7 protein-coding genes are annotated in these 7,389 nt (G+C 71.2%); 2 read left to right on the top strand and 5 right to left on the bottom strand.

The window, feature by feature from the left end:
- On the top strand, positions 1-643 hold a 643-nt coding region (locus GTW43_RS10360), incomplete at its 5' end, for a sugar nucleotide-binding protein (RefSeq protein WP_237536516.1).
- Between the two features lie 116 nt (positions 644-759).
- Entirely contained in the window at positions 760-1,578 is an 819-nt protein-coding gene (locus GTW43_RS10365) for a GNAT family N-acetyltransferase (protein ID WP_161301350.1), read from the top strand.
- 45 nt (positions 1,579-1,623) lie between these two features.
- Here the strand turns inward: GTW43_RS10365 and GTW43_RS10370 are convergent, their stop codons facing one another.
- From GTW43_RS10370 to GTW43_RS10390, 5 genes are all read right to left on the bottom strand, one after another.
- Positions 1,624-2,040: a hypothetical protein gene (locus GTW43_RS10370; protein WP_161301351.1), complete on the bottom strand. Its 417-nt coding sequence runs from the start codon at positions 2,038-2,040 to the stop codon at positions 1,624-1,626.
- A gap of 45 nt (positions 2,041-2,085) precedes the next feature.
- Positions 2,086-2,817, bottom strand: coding sequence for a GNAT family protein (locus tag GTW43_RS10375; protein WP_202501285.1), 732 nt, complete (start codon positions 2,815-2,817; stop codon positions 2,086-2,088).
- A 5-nt stretch (positions 2,818-2,822) separates the two neighbouring features.
- Positions 2,823-4,001 (bottom strand): ThiF family adenylyltransferase, encoded by a 1,179-nt coding sequence (locus GTW43_RS10380; RefSeq protein ID WP_343245960.1) that lies wholly within the window; start codon positions 3,999-4,001, stop codon positions 2,823-2,825.
- Between the two features lie 239 nt (positions 4,002-4,240).
- A complete protein-coding gene (locus tag GTW43_RS10385; RefSeq protein ID WP_161301353.1) occupies positions 4,241-6,280 on the bottom strand; it encodes an AAA family ATPase in 2,040 nt (679 codons plus the stop codon).
- A gap of 221 nt (positions 6,281-6,501) precedes the next feature.
- Positions 6,502-7,389: MFS transporter (locus tag GTW43_RS10390; protein ID WP_161301354.1), on the bottom strand; the 888-nt coding region annotated here is incomplete at its 5' end.

Genomic DNA, 7,389 nt, shown 5'->3' on the forward strand with positions numbered 1-7,389 from the left:
ACCGCGCATCGTCATCAACGCGTCGAGCGGCGGGGCCGACTGGGCCGTCACCGCGCGAGGCCCTCTGCACCTCGCGATGGCCGCTGCGCAGTGCGGCGCCCGCATGCTTCAGGTGTCCAGCGACGCCGTGTTCTCCGGTGTGGGCCGGACCCGCTACGACGAGACCTGCCTGCCGGACCCGATCACCCCGTACGGTGCGGCCAAGGCCGCGGCCGAGACCGGGGTCCTCGCGGTGCATCCCGGATCGGTCGTCGTCCGCACGTCGCTGATCATCGGCTACGGCCGCTCCGTGCACGAACGCCTCGTGCACCGGATCGCTGCCGGTGTCGACGACAGGGTTCTGTTCACGGACGACGTCCGCTGCCCCGTTCACGTGTCGGACCTGGCAGCCGCCCTGCTGGAACTGGCGTCGAGCGACCTCACCGGGATCCGACACGTGACAGGCGCCGACGCGTTGAGCCGGCACGAGCTCGGATGCCTCGTCGCCCGCCGGGACGCTCTGGACCCCGCCCGCCTGCCGACAGGCCTGCGTCAGGAGAGTGCTGTGCGTGGTGGCGCCGATGTCCGCCTCGACAGCCGCATCACCCGGCGACGCCTGCACACCGTGATCCGCGGCGCGCGAGAGTTCCTGACGGAACGTTGAACGGCCGTTCCGTACGGCCCGGGCGTGGCGCTCGCGACGGGGAAGTGCCTGACGTCGTCGACGTGGATCCAGGAGGGGAGCAGCGGGACCCCGGGCAGATCTGGTAGGCACGACGCGTGGAGGAACTTGTACGGCTCGGCGATGTCGAGCGGGCCGCGGCTGGTGACGGGCTGGCGGTCTGGGCTGCCCAGGGGCGGGACGACGACCGGCTCGGGCCGGGCGTGCGAGCGTGGCGTCATGGCGGGGCGGTGGCAGTGGCCAGCCCCGACGCGCAGCAGGATCGTCTCGCGATCCGAGGCGACAGGGCGGACGCGGCCGTACTGGTGCAGAGGGTCCTGGAGGAGGTCGGCGCCTCCTGCCGGCTCTTGGGTGAGGCGTCCCTGATCGATGCGCTGGTCCGCCGGTGGTCCGTCCTGGAGGCGGTCCACCATTTCTTCTGGATGGAGACGACCCGCCCCTCCGGTGCTGCCGGTGCGGACACGCGGTGGCTGAACGTCCGTGAACAGAAAGCGGCGACGGCACTGTTCGACCGCTACTTCCCCGACTCCTACGCGCAACCGGGCCGCGCGGGCGTCCGCCGCTGGGCGGGTGTCACCGGTGAGGTCGACGGCGGCGCCGGGACCGAGCCGTTGGCGGTGGCGGCGGATGCCTGGTCCGCAGCCGGATGCGGGTTCATGGGCGGCGTGCTCACCCACCCTGCCGCCCGCGGGCGCGGCCTCGCACGGGCTGTGTCCGGCTTCGTGGTGGACGCCCTCGTGGACCAGTACGGCCGCGCCTCGCTCATGGTGCTCACCCACAACACGCCGGCCGTCGCCACGTACGAACGCCTCGGCATGACCAAGCGTCTCCACCGAGCGGCGCACATCCCGGCCCGACGAGGTCGAGCCACCCCGCACCACGACAGGCCGACGGCGCGCAACGCCCGCGCAGAGTGATCGCCGGTCCCGTGCGGCCGCCGGCCGACCCGACGGGGACGACGACTACGACTCGGCGATCTCCCGCCGCAGTTGGTGCGTGAAGCGGCGCAGCAGGTTCAACGTCTCCCGGAACTCGGCCCGGCGGTCGTCCCGGCCGTCGGTGGGCCGGGTGGTCCAGACCCGGCGCGCGAGGGCAGCGGCGAGCTCGACGGTGGGGTCGGCGCAGAGCAGGTAGAGGGTGGAGCGTGCCTCCTGCATGCGGTTCACCAGTTCGTCGGCGCCGGGACCGTCGTCACCCAGCCGGGTCTCCTTCAGGTGGTCCAGCAGCTGAACCACGGCCGTGTTGAAGGCGGTCCCGGCTTTGAGCTTCTGCTCGCGCAGCCACATGCGGTCCTGCCGGCGCGCGGTGAACCACGAACCGAACACCACCCCCATCAGGCCGATCGCCGCCCCGATGGCTACGGACAGGATGTTCTCCACGGTCAGCCCCTCCCGGCGTCGAGTGACGTCAGGCTACCGAGGCTGTCAGAGGTACGAGCTGTTCGGCGCCGCGCGACCCTGACGGCCTGTCGGGATGGCTGGTCCGCAGCTGCTGCTGGGCGGCCTGTTGGGCTGTCCGGCTGCCGTCGTGTGCGCGGCGGGAGTCCGGGTGTCCGAGCCTGCGGCGGGGACGGCCGGGCCGACGTCGTGCAGGATGGCCCGTTCGGCGGGGGTGGCCTGGCGGATCCAGGCGGGCGCGAGCGCCGCGTACGTGGTGACGTCGTGCCAGTGGCCCTGGGTGTGGAACAGTTCCCGCAGGGTGGACTCGGGGTGCAGTCCGGCCGCGAGCATCACCTGGCGCATCCGCGTGTGGTCCGCGCGGTGCCCCGCCCAGATGCGATGCAGCCCCAAGTGCCCGAACCCGTAGGCCATCAGGAGGCGTCCGGCCTCGTGCCCGTGGCCGCGCACGGGCGCGTCGGGCAGCAGGACCAGGCTCGTGAGCATCGCGTTGCGCCCGTACTCCTCGACGAGCAGGCCCATCGTGCCGACCATGACGTCCAGGCCGGGCGGACAGACGGCCAACGTGTGTTTGCGCCGCGGAAGGACGTAGGGCTGGGCGAGGTGCTGCGCGAACGAGTCCTGGGCCTGGGCGGCGTCCATCCGCTCGACGCCGAGGTACCGGGTCAGCACGCGGTGGGTGTGGATGCGCTCGAACGGTCCGAAGTCGGTGGCGCGCAGCTCGCGCAACCACAGGTGCTCGCCGTGGAGTTCGGGCATACGGCTCACAGGGCTGCTCCCGCGGGGACGAGGCCGTCGGCGGCGACGGCGCCGGCGCCGACGAGTTCCTCCAGGTCGACGTAGTAGCGGCCGGAGGCCACGGGTGCACCGAGCAGGATGCGGCGCGCGGTGTCGGTGACCAGGGCGCCGCCCAGCATCACCCCGCTGGCCAGCTGCGGCCAGCTGGACAAGGTGTGTCCGATCCGGCCGAGGGCGTCCTTCATCGCGGGGCTGAGTTGGGTCTCGTCACAGATGCGGAGCAGGTGAGCCAGGGCGTCCGCCGGTGCGAGGCGCCGGACCTCCTCGGCGGTCAGGTCACCGTCGCGGCCGTGGAACAACGGCCGGTCCGGTTCGAGGTCGAACCGTTCGACGTCCAGCAGACCCCGGTCGTTCGCGTCCATCACCACCGGGACACGCAGACGCCGCGCGTGCTCGCGCGCCGCGGTCTTCACCCAGGGGGTGTCGCACTCCTCGACCAGCAGGTCGAGCGGGCGGTCCGGAGCATCGAAGAAGGAGCCGACGTTGTCCTGGGTGAGCCCTTCGGTCCACAACTCGATGTCGAGGTAAGGGTCGATCTCGAACATCTGCCGTGCACACAGGACGGTCTTGGGCAGGCCCAGGTCATGCACACCGGCCCGCAGCCGGTTGAGGTTGCTGAGCGTGAGGGTGTCGAAGTCGGCGAGGCGGAACGATCCCGCCACGCCCTCCATGGCACAGGTCAACGCCGCACTGTTGCCCACGGACAGGCCGATCACGCCGATGCGCCGGGAGAGCAGCCCCCGCTGCTGGTCATCGGTGATCTTGTCTCTGTTGCGGTCGGTTCGCACCCGCTGGAACTGCTCGCGGGGCAGCACATGCACCAGTCGACCCGACCACGGATACCAGGCCCAGGTCCCGTACAAGCTGGGGTCGGTTCCACCGGTCAACTCCGACACCGCCGTGTCGAGCCGTGGCCCTGAGAGGGCGTCATGAGGGCGCAGGCACCGCGCCAGTTCGGCGAGTTGCTCGCCGATCCGGTCGTGCCGCTCGCGTACGCGGCCGGAGGAGAGCAGCGAGTCGACAACGGCCCGTTCGTGCTTCACGGCGGGCCGCAGCAGCGTCGGCCGGGCGGTGGCCTCCTGCCCCGACGGCATCGACATGAGCTGCTGCGGGTCCTCGGGACCCTCGGGAAACGAATTGATCACAAGGCCGGAAGCTACCAGCGCGCGATCGCCGAATCGCGTTGCGTGACGGGTGAGTACCGTCGAATCCGTGCGCGGGTGTTCACTACTGCGCGCCCCCCTGTGGCGACGCGCTCCCGAAGTCGACTTCGGCCAGGCGGCACAAGGCTTCTCGACGTCCGGGACAGCGTGGAACGCAGTCGTGCCGGTGAGGCGAACGGGTGGCGGCCCGGAAAAGTCGTCTTGTGTGATCGCGCCGCGCCCTACGGGGCCGACGCATCGCCGGCGGCCCAGGCGAGCATCTCGCCGGGGTCGGCATGCGCGGCCTCGCTGCGGTACGAGTCGTACGTGCTGGCGCCCACCAGCCCGCGTGCGATGTCCTCGCCCGCCTCGCGCAGCGGCGCCACGTCCGGGGCCCCACGCTGCGGATGGCCCACCGCGTCCCACAGCCGCTGGCCCGCGCCGGACGCGAGCGCCGCGGAGTGACCGTCTCCGTTGGCCGAGAAGGACGCCGCGAGCATGTCGAGCCCCAGCGCGATGCCGAACGTGTCGCCGATCTGCTGTTTGGCGTGCAGCATCGAGCGGGCGTACTCCAGGGCCAGATCGCTGTCCTGCTCTCGCAGCGCGACCACGCACATCTGGTAGTCGGCATAGGAGCGGATCCAGTGCTCGCCCATGGCGACGCACTCCGCGCGCAGAGCCGTGGCCGAGTCCAGACTCTGCTCCAGCTCGCCGAGCCCGGTCAGCGCGAACAGCCGGAGCATCCGGCACATCATCACGGCTTGAGGCGAGGGCGGGGAGGAGACGGCAGGCGAGGAGGCGGCAGGTGAGGCGTTGGAGCTGTGCGCGCTCGCGTTCTGCAGCGCGTGGTCCAGCAGGTCGAGACTCGGCTGCGGATTTCCTTGCAGCAGATCGCTCATGGCCTGGAGATAGGCGGCGTGCAGCAGCGCCGTGGGGTCCCCGGTGAGACGTGCGTTCTCCAGGCACTGGCGGGCCAGGTGTGTCCCGGTGGCGTGGTTGCCCTGGAGCAGGTGGGTCAGGCCGAGGGCCCAGACGGCCCGCTGTCTGACCGGTCCTTGAGTGTCACAGGCCTTCAGCGTCTGCGAGAGGTAGAGCTGCGCTGTGTGCGCGTGACCGCAGCAGGTCCAGTAGAAGCCGGTCAGCGTCGCGAGCTCGAGCGCCGCATCGACGTCGTGGGCGAGCAGATGGTCCATGGCCGCGCACAGATCGGGATGCGCCTCCTTGATCGTGCGGTACCACCCGGTCTGCTCGGCGCTCGTCCACGTCGCGTCCGCCTGCTGGGCCTGGGTGAGGAAGTAGGAGGCGTGGGAGGTGGCCATCGACTCCAGTTCACCGAGCTCGGCGAGCCACAGGCGCCCGTACTCGCGGACCGTGTCGAGCAGGAGACAGCGCCCTTGGCGGCGGGTCACGACGGACTTGTCGACCAGACCGGCCAGGGCATCGGCGACATCGAGCGGCGAGAGCGGTTCACCCGAGCACAGGGCTATGGCGACGGTCTCGTCGAAATGCCCGTGGACGACGGACAGCCGGGCCCACAGCAGGCGCTCCGCGGGCGTGCACAGCTCGTGGCTCCAGCCCAGAGCCGTGCGCAACACGTCGTGGCGCCGGGGCGCGATCGGCCGCACGTCGTCCTCGGACCGGCTCAACTCGTGCCGGGGGCGCCGCAGAAGATCCTCGATACTGCTGTGCCGCAGTGCCCCCGCAGCAAGCTCCAGTGCGAGCGGAAGTCCGTCGAGGTAGGCGCAGAGCTCGGTGACCCGGTTCAGATCCCCGGGCTCAGGGGAGTGGTGCGACTCGGTGGCGCGCCGGAGGAACAGCTCCGCCGCGTCGGTGGCGAACGGCAGCGGCTGGACGACCGTCACGAACTCCTCGTCCAACTGGAGCAGTTCCCGGCTGGTGGCGACGATCCTCAGCCGAGGGCAGCGGTCGAGCAGCACCCGCACCATGCGCCGGCACGCGGGCAGCACATGCTCGCAGGAGTCGAGCACCAGCAGCAGTTCGCGATCACCGATCCATCCGCAGATCACGTCCACCGGCATCCGCGGAGTGTGATCCGACAGACCACACGCATCGGCGACCAGCGCCGCCAGCAGTCCGTCGTCCTGGAGCTGCCACAGGTCCGCCCAACAGGCGTCGGCGGCATCGGCCACCTGACCGAGATCCACCAGCTCCCGGGCCAGCCGGGACTTGCCCACGCCTGCCACGCCGGTCAGGGTCACCAGCCGGTGAACCTTCAACGCGTCCCGCAGTTCGGCGAGTTCCTTCTCGCGTCCTACGAACACAGCCCCATCCTCCCCACGTCCGTGAACCACCTGCGCGGCGCGGAGACCTGCTGAGGCGGCGGGCACCGCACCTGCTCTCGCATCCTGGCAGTCCCGTACCGCTGACGGAACGCGAATGGCGAAACGCCCCGTGCCTGCCGCCCGTCCCGCCCCGGCTCGACGCGGTGGAGTGCGACCACTGTCCGAGCCGGAGCGGTCCGACGACCGCGGAGATCGCCCCGTCAGGGCTTGTCGGGCTTCTCAGGCATCTTGGCCATGGCGGCGACGAGCGCTGCGAGGAGCAGCACGCCCACCGACCACCAGGCCGCGACGGTGAAGCCGTGCACCATACCCGCCTCCGTGCCCCGGTCCCGGGACGGGTGGGCGTGGACGTAGCGGGTGGCGGCGGACGACGCGATCGTGTTCAACAGGACGGTGCCCAGGGAGCCGCCGATCTGCTGGAAGGTGGAGACGGTCGCGGACGTCACCCCCGCGTCCTTCGGGGCGACCCCGGCGGTCGCGGTCGCGTAGACCGGCATGAAGGTCAGTCCCATGCCGAGGCCGAGCAGCACCAGCGAGGGCAGCACCCCGGTGGTGTAGTCCGAGTTCACGCCCAGGCGGGTCAGGAGCAGCATGCCGACGGCCGCGAGGAGCATGCCGGGGGCCATCAGGTTGCGAGGGGCGGTGCGGGGCAGGAGCCGGGCGGCGATCTGGGTCGCGCCGATGACGATCGTGACGGACATCGGCAGGAAGGCCAGGCCGGTCTGCACGGGGGAGTAGTCGAGGATGGTCTGGAGGTAGTAGGTCAGGAACAGGAACGCGCCGAACATGGCGACGGTGGCCAGGCCCATCGTCGCGAGCGCCGCCGCACGGGTCCGGTCCCTGACGATGTGCAGCGGCAGCATGGGGTGCTCGGCGTGGGACTGCCACCACACGAAGGCAGTGAGCAGGACCACCCCGGCTGCGAACAGGGTCAGGACCGACGGGTCGGACCAGCCGCCGGACTCGGCGTTGTTGGAGCCGTACACGAGCGCGACGAGCCCGCCGGAGGCGAGCAGCGCGCCGGGGACGTCGAGGCGCACGCCCCGCCTGCCGGGGCTGTCCTGGAGGAGGGCCAGTGCGCCGCCGAG

Source organism: Streptomyces sp. SID5785, from assembly GCF_009870065.1.
GTDB lineage: Bacteria > Actinomycetota > Actinomycetes > Streptomycetales > Streptomycetaceae > Streptomyces.